This is a genomic window from Pseudomonadota bacterium, from assembly GCA_039193195.1.
Lineage (GTDB): Bacteria > Pseudomonadota > Gammaproteobacteria > Steroidobacterales > JBCBZW01 > JBCBZW01.
The window spans coordinates 17,781-34,456 of record JBCCWS010000033.1 but is presented as its reverse complement, the minus strand read 5'-3'; the positions used below and the strand labels follow the sequence as shown (position 1 = coordinate 34,456).

13 protein-coding genes are annotated in these 16,676 nt (G+C 65.5%); 8 read left to right on the top strand and 5 right to left on the bottom strand.

Annotated features, from left to right (window positions below; all coding sequences use genetic code 11):
- Positions 1-18 precede the first annotated feature (18 nt).
- On the top strand, positions 19-2,271 hold the full coding sequence (gene parC / locus AAGA68_20195) for a DNA topoisomerase IV subunit A (protein ID MEM9387388.1): 2,253 nt from the start codon (positions 19-21) through the stop codon (positions 2,269-2,271).
- A gap of 29 nt (positions 2,272-2,300) precedes the next feature.
- On the opposite strand, the gene AAGA68_20190 is transcribed toward parC, so the two are convergent.
- The 4 genes from AAGA68_20190 to AAGA68_20175 form a co-directional block, all read right to left on the bottom strand.
- Complete coding sequence (locus AAGA68_20190) at positions 2,301-2,789, bottom strand: hypothetical protein (GenBank protein ID MEM9387387.1); 489 nt, start codon at positions 2,787-2,789, stop codon at positions 2,301-2,303.
- Between the two features lie 11 nt (positions 2,790-2,800).
- Positions 2,801-3,340 (bottom strand): DsrE family protein, encoded by a 540-nt coding sequence (locus AAGA68_20185; protein MEM9387386.1) that lies wholly within the window; start codon positions 3,338-3,340, stop codon positions 2,801-2,803.
- A gap of 61 nt (positions 3,341-3,401) precedes the next feature.
- Complete coding sequence (locus tag AAGA68_20180; protein MEM9387385.1) at positions 3,402-4,322, bottom strand: sulfotransferase; 921 nt, start codon at positions 4,320-4,322, stop codon at positions 3,402-3,404.
- 118 nt (positions 4,323-4,440) lie between these two features.
- A complete protein-coding gene (locus AAGA68_20175; GenBank protein ID MEM9387384.1) occupies positions 4,441-6,588 on the bottom strand; it encodes an EAL domain-containing protein in 2,148 nt (715 codons plus the stop codon).
- Positions 6,589-6,942: 354 nt separating this feature from the next.
- Between AAGA68_20175 and efp the strand changes: the two genes are divergently transcribed.
- The 3 genes from efp to AAGA68_20160 are packed head-to-tail and all read left to right on the top strand — an operon-like array spanning position 6,943 to position 9,029.
- Entirely contained in the window at positions 6,943-7,512 is a 570-nt protein-coding gene (gene efp, locus AAGA68_20170; protein ID MEM9387383.1) for an elongation factor P, read from the top strand.
- The gene (epmA, locus tag AAGA68_20165) at positions 7,509-8,495 is read left to right on the top strand and encodes an EF-P lysine aminoacylase EpmA (GenBank protein ID MEM9387382.1); all 987 of its coding nucleotides are present in this window, start codon (positions 7,509-7,511) and stop codon (positions 8,493-8,495) included. Before efp ends, epmA begins: the two co-directional genes overlap by 4 nt.
- A gap of 33 nt (positions 8,496-8,528) precedes the next feature.
- A complete protein-coding gene (locus AAGA68_20160) occupies positions 8,529-9,029 on the top strand; it encodes a GAF domain-containing protein (GenBank protein MEM9387381.1) in 501 nt (166 codons plus the stop codon).
- On the opposite strand, the gene AAGA68_20155 is transcribed toward AAGA68_20160, so the two are convergent.
- Positions 9,020-9,643, bottom strand: coding sequence for an SCO family protein (locus AAGA68_20155; protein ID MEM9387380.1), 624 nt, complete (start codon positions 9,641-9,643; stop codon positions 9,020-9,022). The genes AAGA68_20160 and AAGA68_20155 overlap by 10 nt on opposite strands.
- Positions 9,644-9,782: 139 nt before the next feature.
- Between AAGA68_20155 and prmB the strand changes: the two genes are divergently transcribed.
- From prmB to AAGA68_20135, 4 genes are all read left to right on the top strand, one after another.
- Positions 9,783-10,724, top strand: coding sequence for a 50S ribosomal protein L3 N(5)-glutamine methyltransferase (prmB, locus tag AAGA68_20150; GenBank protein MEM9387379.1), 942 nt, complete (start codon positions 9,783-9,785; stop codon positions 10,722-10,724).
- Positions 10,724-11,830 carry a chorismate synthase gene (gene aroC / locus AAGA68_20145; protein ID MEM9387378.1) on the top strand — a complete coding sequence of 369 codons (1,107 nt, stop codon included), beginning with the start codon at positions 10,724-10,726 and terminating at the stop codon, positions 11,828-11,830. The genes prmB and aroC overlap by 1 nt, the downstream gene beginning before the upstream one ends.
- A gap of 108 nt (positions 11,831-11,938) precedes the next feature.
- Complete coding sequence (locus tag AAGA68_20140; GenBank protein ID MEM9387377.1) at positions 11,939-12,949, top strand: aspartate-semialdehyde dehydrogenase; 1,011 nt, start codon at positions 11,939-11,941, stop codon at positions 12,947-12,949.
- A 133-nt stretch (positions 12,950-13,082) separates the two neighbouring features.
- Positions 13,083-16,661 (top strand): FimV/HubP family polar landmark protein, encoded by a 3,579-nt coding sequence (locus tag AAGA68_20135; GenBank protein MEM9387376.1) that lies wholly within the window; start codon positions 13,083-13,085, stop codon positions 16,659-16,661.
- Positions 16,662-16,676: the final 15 nt, after the last annotated feature.

The window sequence follows — 16,676 nt, the reverse complement described above, 5'->3', positions numbered from 1 at the left end:
CCAGGAGCTGATGGATTGATGCAAGATCAATCACTTGATTTTGAGGGTATCGAGCCGATGGCGCTCGAAGTCTTCACCGAGAAGGCCTACCTCGATTACTCCATGTACGTGATCCTCGATCGCGCCCTGCCGCAAGTCAGCGATGGCCTCAAGCCGGTGCAGCGGCGGATTATCTACGCCATGAGCGAACTAGGGCTTGCCGCGGGCTCGAAGCCGAAGAAGTCTGCACGCACGATCGGTGATGTGATCGGCAAGTACCATCCGCACGGCGACTCCGCGTGCTACGAAGCACTTGTGCTGATGGCACAGCCCTTCTCCTACCGCTACCCGGTGATCGACGGGCAGGGCAACTTTGGCGCCCAGGACGACCCGAAATCCTTCGCCGCCATGCGCTACACGGAGGCGCGCCTCTCGCCCTACGCGGCGACACTTCTGGGCGAGCTGGGCCAGGGCACGGTGGAGTGGGGCCCGAACTTCGACGGCACGCTGGAAGAGCCGCTCTCCCTGCCGGCGCGCCTGCCAAATGTGCTCCTAAACGGCGCCATGGGCATCGCCGTGGGCATGTCCACGGACATCCCGCCGCACAACCTTCGCGAAGTGGCGACTGCGGCGGGCGCGATGCTGCGCTCCCGTCGCCCAAGCATGGATGAGATCCTCGAGATGGTGCCTGCGCCTGATTTCCCCACCGGTGGCGAGATTGTGACGCCGCGCGAAGACTTGAAGGCGATCTATCGCACCGGCAACGGCACCTTGCGTCTGCGCGCCGCCTGGGAGCGCGAAGATGGCGATATCGTCATTACCGAACTTCCCTATCAGGTGTCCAGCGCAAAGGTTCAGGAGCAGGTCGCCGCGCAGATGCGGGCGAAGAAGCTGCCCATGGTCGAGGACATGCGCGACGAGAGCGACCACCGCAGCCCAACCCGTCTGGTGCTCGTGCCGCGGTCCAACCGGGTGGATGCGGAAGGGGTGATGAGCCACCTCTTCGCCACCACGGATCTCGAGCGCACCGTGCGCATCAACTTAAACGCGATCGGCCTCGACGGCCGGCCCCGTGTGTTCTCCCTGCGCGCGTTGCTAGAGGCGTGGGTGACCTACCGGATCGAGACCGTGCGTCGACGCTTACAGCACGAGCTCGACCGTATCCTCGACCGCCTGCACGTGCTCGACGGCTTGATCATCGCGTTCCTCAACATCGACGAGGTGATCGCGATCATTCGCAACGAAGACCACCCGAAATCCGCCCTGATGGTGCGCTTCAACTTGAGCGACCGCCAGGCCGAGTCGATCCTGGAGCTGCGCCTGCGTCGCTTGGCCAAGCTCGAAGAGATGCGCCTGCGGACAGAGCAGGGGGAGTTGACCACGCGCCGGCAGCAGATCGAGACGGTGCTCGCCAACGATACGCGCCTGCGGCGGCAGGTCCGTGAGGAGCTGGCGGCGGATGCGGACGAGTACGGCGATGATAGGCGCACACGCCTGGTGGAACGTCCGCCGGCGAAGGCCATCGACACGGCGTCCCTGGTGCCGACGGAGCCAGTGACCGTGGTGCTCTCCGAGCGTGGCTGGATCCGTGCGGCCAAGGGCCATGAGGTGGATGGCACCACCCTCAACTACAAGGCTGGCGACGGCTTTCTACAGGCCGCGCGCGGGCGCAGCTCCGAGCAGGCGGTATTCCTGGACAGCACGGGACGCACCTACTGCGTTGCCGCACACACAATGCCATCGGCTCGGGGTCAGGGAGAGCCACTTGCGGGCCGCGTTTCGGCCCCGGACGGTGCAACTTTCCGCGGCGTGCTGATCGGACCCGAAGAGACACGTTGTGTGCTTAGCACGGACGCAGGCTACGGATTCGTTGCTGGCCTTGCGGACCTCATGTCCCGGAACAAGTCGGGCAAGGCGGTGCTCGCCGTGCCCAAGGGGGCGAGCGTGTTGGCGCCTGCGCTCCTGCCCGCGGGCGCCGACCTCACGGAGTTACGGGTGGCAGCCGTGTCCTCCGACGGGCATTTGCTCGTCTTCCCCCTGAGCGAGCTCCCGGCGCTCGCGAAGGGAAAGGGCAACAAGATAATTGGCCTGCCGGCGGCAAAGGGCGGGAAGGGGCCCTCGATGATCGGCCTCGTGGTGGTGGGCCCGCGCGATGGCTTGGCACTGGATGCCGGCAAGCGGCGTATGACCCTCAAACGGGGTGATTTAGAGCACTACGAGGGCGCGCGCGGTCGGCGCGGCAGCATGTTGCCCAGAGGCTGGCGCAAGGTGCAGGGAGTGACCTTGACGTAGTGAGTACCGCCGAGTGGTCCCGCCGTCAGCTAGGGCATCCGTCGTAGGATAAAGCGCACAGTGTCGGCTTGAGCGTCGCTACCCCATAGGCACGGTAGCTGATCTTGATCCGCCGTGTTCAGGGCACAGGTGAAGGTATCTGGCGCGTAGACGCCCTCGATCTGGGGGCCGGACAGGAGGCGCGGCGCAGTGCCCCTGAGCACCACCGTACGGCCTTCGGGGTCGACCCTGGGCGTGAGGTCCTGGCGAATCACGCGCTCGGCGGCAGGCGTGTCGTCGGCACGGTATCGAATGTCTAGGGTGCCCTCGGTGAGTGAATCCTCCAGCCGTACGGTAAACGCGTAGCGCTCCGTAAGCTCGCCCCGAATTAGCAGCACGCCAGTGGCCTGCCAATTGCCGGCGAGGGAGAGGTGCTCGATATCCGAGTCACCCCTCGGTGTGCAGGCCACGAATAGCGATGCGCTCAGCAAGAGCGTTATAGAGGCCCTCGTCCACACGGTGTCCTCAATGCTTGGCATCGGGCACTGCCTTAGAAGGGATTTAGTTCGTAGCCCTCCGCGGCGAGCACGGCATGGGCGGTCATCGCCGAGAGGGACATCTGCACGCCGGGGAGCAGCTGATCCGAGGTCACCTCATAGTAGGCGGCGCTCTGCCCGCAGACGTACAGGCGAACGTCATGTTGCTGAAGGGCGGCGACGAGAGCGGCGTTGTCCTTCGCCCGTTGTGACGTACGTTTGTGCAGGACATCGAATACGGCGCGGCCGTGGACCACAAGCGCGATGTGCATTCTCCGGGCGGGCACGCCCGCTCGCGCATGCATGTTCAGAAAGCGGGCTGCCGTGACCAAGCTGCGGTTGAGCTCGTCGTCCTTCGCACCTTCCGAGATGTCGAAGCGTACGCGCAGATGCATGTGCGCGGGGATGGGAGCGGCGTCTTCGACCGTGGCTGCCGGGCCGAAGTCATCGAGCAGGGGGCCGGTCGTGAAGACGGCCGTGGACTGGGCGGCGCATGGCAGGCCGGCGCATGCAAGCACCAGGCCCATGAGACGGAAAGGTAAGGCGATGCGCATTTGGCACTCTCGAGGGTGGCGGTGGAGAAGCGTGCTAGCGTACTTCGCACGCGCGCGTCCGTCAGCGCTTGACAGCCTCCGCTTGCGCGCGTTCGAGCCAATCGGTGACCGGCCGGCCGCACCGTTCGGCCAGTTGCTCGAGTTCAGTCAGGTAGTACTGCGACAACCACTGGCGGATGGCCGGGGGCATCTGCGTGTGGGAGCGGGCGCTTCCGGCGTTGACGCGCTTGGCCAAGGTGGCGGCGGGGATGGCGCGAGGCTCCACCCCGAGATGAGTCGTGATGCGGTCCAAGGTCCTTTGGGGATCCGTGCTGATATGGTCCTGATACTCGATCAGGAACTGCTTTTGCGGGTACGCACGACCCCAGGTGTCGAGCGCGTGCAAATAGTGGCCCTCTACATGCGCACTTGGCCGCGCGAGGTAGTCCGCAAAGTCCGCCTCCGTGATCTGCGCTAGCGGGCGCTCCAGCATCAGGGGCAGCATCATGCGCGCGTTGGACCAGGCTCGCGCTACCGGGTCACGCATGAGGAAGATCACCTTGAGGTCGGGAAACCCCTCGCGAATCTCCTGCACCGCGTAGGCGGGAAGCGATGCGTAGAACGGGGTGATGTCGCCACTGACGCGACCGCGCGCTGGGTCGAATAGGGATGCGTACCAGTGGAAGTCCCCGGGGCCGCTAAGAAACTTGATCATCCAGCGGATGGGAAAGCCCGCACGCGGCGATAGGGAGCGCCTTAGGGCGCGTGTGATCACCCGCCGGGGGTGGTCTCGAAACAGGCCGAACAACCCCATGCGACGGCCGGGTGGCGCCTCGCTATTCTCGATGGGGTAGCGCTTGTTGAAATAGCGCACCTCCTTTTCAGGAGGGAGCCAGATCTGCGGATGTGAGGCGAGCTGCTGATACAACCATGTCGTGCCGCACTTCGGCGCGCCGATGCAAACGAAGGTGGGCTGAGGGGGCCCAGAGGTTGCGGAAGACATGAAGACGGCTGGCTCGCGGCTCGAAGGGGCGGAGTCGGCAGGTGAGCGAGGCAAGCAGCGTAGGGCCCTGCGCCTGCCGGGCGGCGCAAGGGTATTCTAGCAGCGGGCAAGCGGCCCACTAGGGGCCGTTGGTGCCGGTCCCGTCCATGACCACCTGTTCCGGAGCCTGCACGTAGTGGCCTTGCACGTAGTAGCCCTGAATGAACTCCACACCGATCGACCAAAGGGCGGCCATGGTATTGGCGTCCTCGACGCGTTCGGCGATTGCGACGATGTCTCGGTCGGTCGCCTCCTTCACCAAGTTTCGCACGTGATCTTGCAGATCGCTGCTAGTGGGGAATCCCTGCATCAGCGAGCCGTCGATCTTAATGAAGTCGATGGGGATGGACTCGAGCAGCAGGCGAGGCTCGCTGCCGAGGCCGAAGTGTTCCAGGCAGAAGCCACAGCCGATGCGACGGGCATCCTTCGCCATGTCGCTCGCGGCGCCGAGGTTGTCCGTCGCGTGCATCTCGGTGACCTGCAGCACCAGGCGGTCGGGCTTGATGTTGGCCTTGCTCAGCTGCTGGCTCAGCCAGTCTGCCAGGGAGCGGTCGGGTAGGGAGTCTTTGGATACGCGCACGAACAGCTTCGTGAGTTCCTGATCGTTAGCAGCGCCGATCGCCCGCGCCATCACCCATCGGTCGATGGCGCGCATCATTCCGTTGCGCTCGGCGGCAGGTAGGAACTGGTTGGGCAGCACCTCGCCGTCACCAGCGTCCATCATGCGGATCAGAACGTCGAACATCTCGATGCCGCGCTCTTCTAGATCGGCGATGGGCTGATAGGCAAGGCGGAAGCCGTCGTTGCGCATGGCGTGGTTGATACGCTTGACCGCAGCCTTGTCGTCGGCCGTCTGCTCCAGAGAGACGCCGTTGGCGTCGTGCAGAATCACATCGTCCCCACCTATCTCCTGGGCTTTACGCGAGGCGCGGGCGGCCTTCGAGGCGAGGGAGGAGAGGTCGTCGCTGCGACCCTTGACGGCAGCGCCCACGCACGCCCGAACCTTGACGTCCTCGCCCGAGAGCAGGAACGTGAGGTTAGTGATCTTCTTCAGTAATGCCTCGCCCCAGGCTTCGATGTCGCGGATTGCTCCGCGGTCAGCCAGGACGCAGAAATTGCCGCCGGCGAGCTGGCCCCAGATGTCACCCGGGTGCACGGAGTCAGCGATCGTATCCGCTAGGCCGTGCAGGATTTCCTCGAAGCCGAGCGGGCCCCAGCGTTCCACCAGGGCGTTCATCTTGTCGATGCGTACGTGGTAGAGCACGCGAAGTCCACCGGCATGATTGCGCTCTAGCCCGTCCGTGACCTTCTGCAGGAAGTTGCGTCGCTGATGGAAAGGCAGGAAGGGATCACCGCCGTTTCGGGCGGCGCTGTTCGCGCCGCGAGTGTCGACGCTGGTGGCAGTGTTCGCTTCGACCGCCGTGTCACCGGCGTCTGCCTCGGCGGCGTCGCGGCGAGCCGGCGTGAGTTCGATGCGCACGGCATCGTCACCGTCGAAGAGGTCTGCCTCGAGCATCGCGTCGACGGCTTGGCCCTTCGTGCCGTCCGCTTCCTCGTAGCTGCTGAGCACCCGGCAGCGTAGGGAGTCGTCTCGCCACATTCCCTTTTGGCAAGCCACTAGGGCGCCCTTGAGGGCGACGCGACTGTCGGCGGCGAACACGTCCATGACCGGCATAGCGACGAGATCCGCCACGTCGTCAAGACCGAGCAAGGTCACGCAGGCGAGGTTGGCGTCCGCCACCACACCCTCCTGGGCCCAGAGAAATGCACGCGTGCTCTCACTGGTGAGGCGCTCGACCTGGTCGCGGAAGCCGGCGACCTCCGTCTGTGCCTGCGAGAGCTCCGCCGCAGCGGTGGCCAGGCGGACCTCGCGCGCGATCACGTTCACGGCGCGCGCCTGCGCGCTCAGGGAAATGGCATCGTTGGCGCCCTGCGCTAGCGCAGCTTCGATCAGCGCTTCATCCACGATGTCCGCGACCAGCAAGGTGGAGGCGGAGGGTGCGTACTGCTCACTCCAGCTCAGCGTATCGCGCAGCTGGTCGGCCTCTAGGACGAGTATGGTCGCCGGGAGAGGCTCGGGGAGGCGCTCTTCGGGCAGGGACTCCGCATCGGCGATCCAGTGGCAATGCGCCTGCGTGCCGGAGGAGATCATCAACGACTGAATTCGCTCCAGGTCGTCCTGGTTCGGCGTGATGATGAAGACGTTGGCATTGGAGAGCTGATTCACTGAGTCCTCGCGACGCAGACACGGCAATGGGGCGGCGAGCCAGATGCCTTGTACCCTGGGGGGCCGAGCGCGCTGCACCCAGCACGCTGAATTCTGCGGAGAAACGCGCCGACGCGGCCGCGACGCTGTTCACACGGAGTGCCTACCCTGGCAAAGCCGTCTACTGGTTCTCGTTGTGGTGACGGCCACTCGTCCTTTTTAAGTAGCCTACCCCAACCCGTTCCGAGATTGACAGATGGAATATGGAAAGCGCGTGCGTCTCCTCCCAGCGACGCTCAGCGTGGAGATGCCATGGGCGATCGCCTATGATTGCGCCCTTCCAAACTGCTCCCCAGGGCGCCGACAGGTACCGCAATGGCCAGCTACAGCACCAACGAGTTTCGTTCCGGCTTGAAGATCCTCATCGACGGTGACCCCTACGCCATCGTCGAGAACGAATTCGTCAAGCCGGGCAAGGGCCAGGCCTTCAATCGAGTAAAGGTGCGCAACCTAAAGACCGGGCGGGTCACGGACCGCACCTGGAAGTCGGGGGACTCCGTGGAAGCTGCCGACGTCATGGAGACGGATATGCAGTACCTCTACACGGACGGCGAATTTTGGCACTTCATGGTGCCAGACAACTACGAGCAGTACGCCGCCGACGCCAAGACGGTGGGAGACGCCGCCCAGTGGCTGAAGGAAGAATCCGTCTGCCAGATCACGCTGTGGAATAACGAGCCGCTCGCCGTCGCTGCTCCCAACTTCGTGGAGATGACGATTACGCAGACCGACCCGGGCGTGAAGGGTGATACGGCTCAAGGCGGTACCAAACCCGCCACGCTGGAGACCGGCGCCGTGGTCCGCGTGCCGCTGTTCGTTGAGCAGGGTGAGATGATCCGCGTGGACACGCGGACGGCCGAGTACGTCTCACGCGTCAAGGAGTGACCGACTGCGCGGCGCCGCTGCGTCCCTGGTCGCCGAGCGCTAGCGCCGCTGCGATACGGGCTCGGGCGTCCCTCTACCGATCGCTGCGCGCGTTTTTCGCTGCCCGCGAGGTGCTGGAAGTCGACACGCCTATCCTCTCGAGGGCGAGCGGCACCGATCCCGCCTTAGCGCCGCTCGCGGTACAACGCTGCGCCGGCCGCCCGGCCTGGCTGCACACCTCGCCCGAGTTCGCCATGAAGCGCTTGCTCGCGAGCGGGATCGGCGACATCTACCAGCTCTGCCACGTGTTCCGCGACGATGAGTGCGGACGCCACCACAACCCCGAGTTCACCATGCTCGAGTGGTATCGCCTCGGCTACGATCATCATCGCTTGATGGACGAGGTGGATGCGCTCCTGCACGCCGTAGTCCCGCCCGCCCGCCTGCAACAGCCCACCGTGCGCACGACTTTCCATGCTGCCGTCGCCGATGCCACAGGCCTCGATAGCGACATGGCCACCGCGCGCGAATTTCGCGACTGCCTGGCATCGGCCGGGGTGCCCGTGCCAGAGGCATGTCTGGATGATCGCGAAGCGCTCCTGGATCTAGTGTTGGGCGATGTGGTGGGGCCGACGCTAGGAGAGGGGGGCCCGGTGATGGTGTACGACTATCCCGCCAGTCGCGCCGCACTCGCGAAGGTGCGCCCGGGCACGCCAGCGCGTGCCGAGCGCTTCGAGGTCTACTTGAGAGGGATTGAGCTAGCTAATGGTTTTCATGAACTGACCGACAGCGAAGAGCAACGCCGTCGCTTCGTGGCGGAAAGTGCCGCGCGGGAACGCGCTGGCCTTGCCGCCTTGCCTATCGACGAAGCGTTGCTCGCCGCGCTCGAGCGCGGCTTGCCAGCGTGCGCGGGTGTCGCCCTTGGCGTGGATCGCTTGCTGATGCTGATGCTTGGTGTAGCTCACCTCGATGAGGTGTTGGCGTTTCCCCTGAGTCGCGCCTGAGTTGCGCACGCCCTATCGAGAGGATGCCGCCCCATGGCTTCGACAGATCTAGCCGCCGTTGACTACGAGACCCTCGCCACGTCCTTGGACGCCCTCCTCGGCACGGAGAACGACTCGGTCGCGAACGCGGCCAACACCGCTTCGCTTCTTTTCCACGCCCTGCCGGCGGTGAACTGGTTGGGCTTTTACTTCACCCATGAGGGGGGTGCGGGCGAGGCCCCTCAACTCGTGCTGGGACCCTTTCAAGGAAAGAGCGCTTGTGTGCGCATCGACTGGGGGCGCGGCGTGTGTGGTACGGCGGCCCGTACCGGCAGCACCCAGCGGGTGGCCGACGTGCACGCATTCGAGGGGCATATCGCCTGCGATCCGGACTCCCGCTCGGAGGTGGTGGTGCCGCTGATCGATGGGCACGGCAAGGTCGTGGGGGTGCTCGACGTCGATAGCGCCGAGGTCGATCGCTTCGATACCCGCGACCAGCGAGGCCTGGAGGCCTTGGCGGCGGTGTTCATGAAGCGCTGGCCGGGTCAGCTCTGATCGGCTAGGCGCTTCAGCACCACGAGATCCGCGCGCACGACGTCGGCCACGAGCGGAGGCGGGGGATTGAACACGGCGGCGATGCGCCCGAGCGGGTCCACCACTAGCACTGCCGCCGAGTGGTCCACCGTGTAGGCGCCGCTATCCCCGAGGGGGACCTTGCCGTAGGCGATGGCGACGGCGGCGGCGAATTCGGCGATCGCCTGCGCGCTGCCGGTGACGCCCACCACGTCCTCCCCGAAGCGCGCTACGTAGGCTGCCATGCGCTCGGGCGTATCTCTTTCTGGATCCACGCTAACCAACACGATTTGCGCCGCCGGTGTGTCATCTGGTGATGCCGGCGCGACCGCCCGCGACAGCAGGCTCAGGGTTAGGGGGCATACGTCGGGACAGTGGGTGAAACCGAAGAAAAGCAATCGCCAACGACCCAGTAGATCGTCGCCGGTGAAGGGTGTTCCCTCATCGTCGGTCAAGGCGAAGGCGGGCAGGGGGCGGGGTTGTGGATAGGCGGTGGCCATCGCGAGGGTGTCGGCGGGCGTTGCGGTCCAGCGGGAGAGCGTAATGCCGGCGGCTACGGCTAGGACGCTGAGGAAGATCAGGCCGGTTCTTTGCATCTCGGGGGGGTTCTTTGTCGCTCGCGGTGGGGCGGCGGGGGCCTCGGGGCAGACCGCCGGCGGTCGCCAGGTATGATACTCCGCAAACGCGAGCCTATCGCTCGGCGTTTTTGGCGCGTGACAACGAGAGACCGCATTGATGAACGACGCTCATGCCCACGATCTGCAACAGGTAGCGCAAGTGCTGCGCACTGGGCTCGATTTACTGCGCTACGCGGTGAGCCGCTTCCACGCCGCTGAACTGCATTTCGGCCATGGCACGGATAACGCGATCGACGAGGCGCGGCTGCTCGTCTGCCACGCCCTCGACCTGCCGTGGGAGGCACCCGATCTGTTGCTCCAGGGCGCTCTGCTGGAGCATGAGAGGCTGCGCGCGCTTGCGCTGATCGAAGAGCGTGTGGAGCGCCGTTGCCCGGCACCCTACCTCACCGGCGAGGCCTGGTTTGCCGGGTTGCGATTTCTCGTCGACGAACGGGTGATCGTGCCTCGCTCTCCGGTGGCCGAGCTCATCGAGTGCGGCTTCTCGCCGTGGATTGGCGAGCCTGAACACGTAGGCGCTGTGCTCGACCTGTGCACGGGAAGCGGCTGCATCGCTGTGGCGTGTGCCTACGCCTTCCCCAACGCTCAGGTGCACGCGGCAGACCTAAGCGAGGACGCGCTGGACGTTGCGCGCGCTAACATCACAGCCCACGACCTCGAGGCACGCGTTCACGCTGTGCACTCGGACCTGTTGGACTGCCTGGGCGAGCAGCGCTATCAGCTCATCGTCTGCAATCCACCCTACGTAGCGGCGCAGGAGCTGTCGGGCCTGCCCGCGGAGTACGCCTGCGAACCCACCATGTCCCTGGCCGGTGGCGAAGATGGCATGGACTTGGTGGATCGGATCCTGCGCGGGGCAGCGGATCACCTGACTGCCGACGGCGTGCTCGTGCTGGAGGTGGGCAATAGCGCTCCTCAAGCGATGGCCCGCTGGCCTGAGCTGCCCTTCACCTGGCTCGAGTTCGAGCGTGGCGGGCACGGCGTGTGCCTACTGCGCGAGCCGGAGTTGCGCGCCCTGGCAGCGACGGGGGGCGCGAGCTGATGGCCGGCAACTGCTTCGGGCAGGCCTTCACGGTCACGACTTTTGGCGAGAGTCACGGTCCCGCTATCGGCGCGGTGGTCGATGGTTGTCCACCGGGCCTGGCCCTAGGGGAGGCCGACCTTCAGGTCGATCTGGACCGGCGTCGCCCCGGCACTTCGCGCCACGTCACCCAGCGCCGCGAGCCAGACCGCGTGCGTATCCTGTCTGGCGTGTTCGAAGGGGTGACCACCGGCACTTCCATCGGCTTGCTGATCGAGAACGAAGACGCCAGATCCAAGGATTACAGCAAGATCAAGGAGCTGTTCCGCCCCGGTCACGCGGATTACACATACCTGCAAAAATATGGCCGTCGTGACTACCGCGGTGGCGGTCGTTCCTCGGCGCGCGAGACCGCCATGCGGGTCGCCGCCGGTGGCATCGCCCGCAAGTACCTACGCGAGCACTCGGGCGTGGAGATCTACGGCTGGTTGGGTCAGCTCGGTCCCCTGCCGCTCGATTGTCCTCAACCTGAGACGGTGAACGACAACCCGTTTTTCTGTGGAGATCCATCGCGCGTCGCCGAACTCGAGCAGTTTATGGATGCGTTGCGCAAGGATGGTGATTCTGTCGGTGCGCGGGTGAACGTGATCGCCAAGGGTGTCCCGCCAGGCTTAGGCGAGCCCGTGTTCGCCAAGCTCGACGCGGACATCGCCTCGGCGATGATGGGCATCAACGCCGCTAAGGGCGTCGAGGTGGGGGACGGCTTCGAGGTCGTCGAGCAGCGCGGCACAGCGCATCGAGATGCGCTAACACCGAACGGATTCACCAGTAATCACGCGGGCGGCGTGCTCGGTGGCATCTCCTCCGGCCAACCCGTGCGCGTGAGCGTGGCGATAAAGCCTACCTCCAGCATCCGCTTGCCGGGGCGTACGGTCGATACCCAGGGAGAGGATGCGGAGATCCGCACCCACGGGCGCCACGATCCCTGCGTGGGCATTCGGGCTGTCCCCATCGCCGAGGCCATGCTGGCCCTGGTGCTGATGGACCATCTGCTCCGGCATCGGGGTCAGAACGCGGGGGTCGAGCCCCCGATGAAGCCCATCCCGGGCCAGACTCCGGATACCTGAGGCCGCTCAACCCCTTACTGAGGATCCTGGCGCGATGGATGTGACCCAGTTGTTAGTTTCGGTGTGCGCCGTGCGACACCATAACGCCCGTTTGCCCGGGACTTGCCTATGAGCCGCGCATTGCACGTCGCCGTGGTCGGCGCTACCGGATTGGTGGGGCGCACGATGCTGTCGATTCTGGAGGAGCGATCCTTCTCCAGCGGGCGCATTGTGCCCGTGGCCAGCGCACGCTCGCGCGGCCGGCGGCTGACGATTCGCGGTGAGCAGGTGACGGTGGAAGTGCTCGAGGAGTTCGACTTCGCCGGCATCGATATTGCGTTGTTCTCGCCCGGCGGTACGGTGTCCGGGGAGTACGCGCCGAAGGCGGCAGCGAGTGGTTGTATCGTCATCGATAACACCTCCCGATTTCGCTACGACGACGATGTGCCCCTGGTGGTGCCTGAAGTGAACGGCCATGCGATAGCGGAGTGTCGGCAACGCAACATCATTGCTAACCCGAATTGCTCGACGATCCAGATGGTCATGGCCCTGCAGCCGATCTACGCGAACGTGGGCATAGCGCGCATCAACGTGGCCACCTATCAGGCGGTCTCGGGCGCAGGACAGTCGGCGCTGGCGCAGCTGGCGCACCAGGCGGAGGCTGTCGTCGCGGGGCGACGACCCGAGGAATCGGTGCCGTTGGCGTTCAATGCAGTGCCACAGATCGATGTGTTCCAGGACAACGGGTACACGCGGGAAGAGATGAAGATGGTGTGGGAGACGCGGAAGATCCTCGGCGACGAGCGCATCGCCGTGAACCCCACGGCGGTGCGGGTGCCGGTGCACTACGGCCACAGCGAAGCGATCCACTTGGAGACGCTCGAGCCCGCGGAAATCGAGCAGGTGCGTGACTGGCTGCGGGTGGCCCCTGGCGTCGAGCTGATCGATGACCGGGCCGGCGATTTCCCCACCGCCTGGAGCCACGCCGCGGGCCGCGATCCCGTGTACGTGGGGCGTGTGCGGCGCGATCTGACGCACCCGCGCGGCATCGACATGTGGGTGGTATCGGACAACGTGCGCAAGGGCGCCGCCCTCAACAGCGTTCAAATCGCTGAGGTTTTGGCCGATTCCTACTGGTAGACTATAGTTAAATAACTCTCTTCACAGGGATTGTGAACAGTTGCGGACCCGGCGGGAACGTCACCGCTGCCGTCCCCTAGGCCCTGGCGCTCGCGTCGGGGCCACAAGCAGATCCGGGCGTTCGGGAGTAACCATGGCGCGTGTTTGCAAGCTCTTGTTAGGGACGGTGCTCACTGCACTGTCGGGGACCGCCGCAGCGTTGGGTCTGGGGGACATCACCCTCAACTCAGGGCTCAACCAACGACTCGATGCTCAGATCGAAATCGTCGCTGCCCTTCCCGGTGACCTCAATGAACTGGAAGCCACGCTCGCCTCACGCGAGCTGTTCGACCAGTACGGCATCGATTACCCACAGTTTCTGACCACGCTCACCTTCCAAGCCACGCGCACCGCGAATGGCGAAGACGTGCTGCAGGTCCGCTCTGACCAGCCGATCACCGAGCCCTTCGTCACTTTTCTGGTGGAGGCCAATTGGCCGCGCGGTCGCCTCTTGCGCGAGTACACGGTGCTCCTGGATCCCCCCACCTTCTTGCCAGGTGAGGCCGATACGGGTGTCGCGCCAGCGGTCAGTGGCGGCGGAAGTAGCAGCGCGAGCAACGGCGGCATCATCGGCGGACCGACGCGTTCCTCGCGCGCGCCAGCCACCTCATCGCCTCCACCCGTCGCGCCGCCCGGTCGCGTGAGTGGCAGCTCGTCGTCGAGCAGCCGCGGGAGCAACGGCATCCAGGCCGGCACCGAGTACGGTCCCGTGCGACGCGGCGAGTCACTCTGGAAGATTGCGGCGCGAGCGCGGCCGAATGGTGCCAGCCTCAACCAGACCATGATGGCGATCTACCGCCAAAACCCCGATGCCTTCCTCGGCAACATGAATCTGCTGCGCCAGGGCTCCACCCTGCGCATTCCGACCGCCGACACAATTCGTGGCGTCAGCACCGGTGAGGCCGCCGCCACCCTAGTGGCGGACACAGCGCGCTGGCGCGGCCAACCGGCCTCGCCGCCGCCGCTGGCCGCGCCCACTGGGCCTAGCGGCAGTTCGGACGCCAGCACAGCCACCGCGTCCGCGCCGGGATCTGTCACGCCGGAGCTCCAGCTGGTGGCTCCCAATGGCGATACCGCCGGTTTAGCGCGCGATTTGGACACGGCCCGCGAGCAAAACCAAGCCTTGCAGCAGACGGTGAAGGAGCAGCGCGAGCAGCTTGAACAGGCCCAGGAGCGCCTACGGGTGCGCGACGAACAGTTGGCCGAGCTAGAGCGCCAGCTGCGCGAGGCGGGCGCGGATGGCGCGAACCTCGCCTCCGTGCCCGAGATGAGTGAGCAGGATGATGGCGCGCGCACGACGCCGGGCGCCACCCTCGATACGGGTGCCGGTCTTGGCGATGCAGACGCAGGCGGCGCGAGTGAGGGCGAGGGCTCCGCGCCACCGGGCGGGGAGGCCGCCCTGGCTGAGCTGGTCGACGACGCTGCCAACGATGGGGTCGTAGGTGACGCGGACGACACGGTAGCTGGCGCGGCCGGTGAAGACGCAGTGGCAGAGCAAGCCGCAGCGCCACCTGCGGCCGACACCACTGTGGCCGAAACGCAGGCCTCGAGCCGCGACGCGGCGACCAAGGTCGTGACGACGCCGCCCGAGGCTTCTGGCGGGCCCTTGGACTTCATCTTTGGGCTGCTAGGTAATCGATTCCTTTGGCTCACCTTCGGCCTTGTAGCTCTGTTAGGTGCGGTCGCGGTCTTCCTTCGCAACCGAGTCAGCGGCGGCGATGAGGCGCTCGATGAATTGAGCGCCTTCCCCGAGGACGACGTCGACCTCGATGCCACCCTCGCCACCACCATGGGCACTACCGGCGCTACGCCCCTGCCGGGGGTCGACGGCGATCGCAGCTTCACGACTACGATCGATACGGAACTGCCCGGTGATGACCAGGAGCTGGCCCGCACCGCATTGGTCGATCCTGCCGTGGAGGATACGGCGCAGGTCAGCATCGCCCAGCCGATGGAAGTCGGCGAATTCAGTGATACGGGCCAGTTCGAGGCGGTGGGGACTACGAGTGCGAGCACGACCACCTCGGCGAGTACGCCGCTGCACGAGCCGACCCAGCTGATCGACATCGGTGACGGCGGCGAGGACGGCAACGACCCGATGTCGGAAGCTGATTTCCACATGGCCTACGGCTTGTTCGATCAAGCGGCTGACTTGATCAACAAGGCGCTGGAGACGGAGCCCGATCGGAAGGACCTACAGGCCAAGCTTCTGGAGATTTACTTCGTCTGGGGCAACAAGGACGCCTTCCGCGAGGCGGCCGAACGTCTTAAGCCGTCCCTATCCGATGCTGAGGGCGGCTGGGAGAAATTCGCCATCATGGGCCGGCAGATCTGCCCCGACGACGATCTCTTTGCCACCGAGGGCGGCGATAGCGCGGGCGCGGTGGCGGATCTCGACGTCGGTCTGCAGACTGCCTCGACGCCTCAGGACCTGAGCCTCGACAGCGCCTCGACGGGCGATGACGACGTGCTGGACATCGGTCTGGACGAACTGCCCGAGGTGCCCGAGTTTGGCGCCGAGGATGAGTTGCAGGCCCTCGTCGCGGATGGCACAGATGGCTCGAGCGCCGATGGCGCCCTGGACATCGATCTCGACTTGCCGCCCCCCCTGCCGGACGCGGATGAGGAAGACACGGAGGTCAAGCTCGAGGATATCGGGGTGCCGGAGGTGAACGTCGATGAGACGACGCTCGGCGCGGATGGGGATCTCGAGCCCGACGAAGAACTCACCGAAATCGCGCGCAAGCTGGAGGAGCGCATGGCGCCGGCTACCGATGGGGCCGACCATCTCGATCTGTCCCTCGACTTGGGGCAGACGATCGCGCCCGAGGCGCCGCCAGAAACGAGCGTACGCCTCGACATGGACGAGGAAGACGATGGCTTCGGCGATTTCTTCGCGTTCACCGGCGTCGTAGACGAGAGCGACCTCTCCAAGGAGCAGGATGCCCCGCCGGAGGAGCACGTACTCGATGCCAGCGGAGACTTGCTGGGGCTCGCAAGTACGGGCGAGTTCAAGATCGAACTGCCAGAGGAGGACAACTCGCCCTTCGAAGTGACCGAGGAGCTGCCGCAGGGCGACGTCACGGGCAAGAACCTGACCCTTGGCGATGGCGGCAGTGAAGGCGATACCGAGCAGCAGCCTGCCTTCGAGCTGCCTGGGGGCCTCTCCCTCGGGGATGAGACCCAAGAGGGGTTCATGCTGCAGCCAGTTGACGATGACTCTCCGGATGCCGCGGAAAACACGGCGCTAATCTCCGCCGCTACCATGATCGGCCCAGATGGACTTGCGGGCAGCGAGAGCACCGTGGAGACGCCGCTAGTCGGTGACGATGAACTCTCCGAGTCCAGCGTGGCACCGACGATCCAGATGCCGATCGCCCCCGAGGTGAGTAGCACGGCCGAGACCGTGAGCGCCCAAGTGCTCGATCTACGAGCGCACGTAGGAGAGGGGGGCGATGGCGATGAGACCACGCGCGTGCCGGCCAGCCAGATCGCGTTCCCAGAGGCGGACGACAACGCGCTCGATGAGGTGGGCACCAAGCTGGACCTGGCCCGCGCCTACATCGACATGGGCGATGCGGAGTCTGCCCGCAGCATCCTCGAAGAGGTGGTGCAAGAAGGCAGCACCGAGCAGCGCGACGACGCGAATACTCTTCTGAGTTCGCTCGGCTGATCGGCAAGGGGCTCT